The following is an 802-nucleotide window of genomic DNA, read 5'->3' on the forward strand; positions in this document are numbered from 1 at the left end:
TGACTGCACAGGGTTTGGACTACAATAACCTCCTTATCTTCTGCCTGATATTTGGTATGGCAGGCTCAGTCGTCTCCTTGCTGATGTCAAAATTCATGGCAAAACGCAGTATGAGAGTTCAAGTGATTGAAGAGCCACAAAACGCTGACCAAAAATGGCTCTATACCACCGTCCAGGATCTTGCTCAAAAAGCCAATATCGGTATGCCTGAGGTTGGCGTATTTAACAGCGCACAAGCTAATGCTTTCGCAACCGGCTGGAATAAAAATAACGCCTTAGTCGCCGTAAGCACAGGCTTACTCAATAAAATGAGCCGTGAGGAAGTTAAGGCTGTACTTGGGCATGAAATCGGGCACGTCGCAAATGGTGATATGATTACCCTCACCCTTATCCAAGGAGTCGTAAACGCATTCGTTATGTTCTTTGCGCGAGTTATCGGTAGCTTTGTTGATAGAGCAGTATTCAAAAATGAAAGCGGTCACGGCATGGGCTTTTTTATCGCCACCTTCGTCGCAGAGATGATATTAGGAGTGCTCGCTAGCACGATTGTTTTCTGGTTTAGCCGCCGTAGAGAATATCGAGCAGATATAGCGGGAGCGGAGCTAGTTAACCCCGCTGCGATGGTCAGCGCACTTGCACGCCTGCAGGCTGAATACGATAAACCAAGTGAAATGCCTTCTGAAATGGTCGCTTTTGGTATTAGTGGCGAACTGAAGAATTCATTAGGCGGTTTGTTTATGAGTCACCCTCCTCTAGACAAACGTATCGAAGCGCTTCGACAGCGTTATAGTGCTTAGGTCCT

1 protein-coding gene is annotated in these 802 nt (G+C 46.8%); it reads left to right on the plus strand.

The window, feature by feature from the left end; genetic code table 11:
- Positions 1–797, plus strand: a 797-nt coding sequence (htpX, locus tag A3756_RS18150) for a protease HtpX (protein ID WP_068554175.1), incomplete at its 5' end; no start/stop codon positions are given.
- Positions 798–802: the final 5 nt, after the last annotated feature.

The organism is Oleiphilus sp. HI0086 (assembly GCF_001635225.1).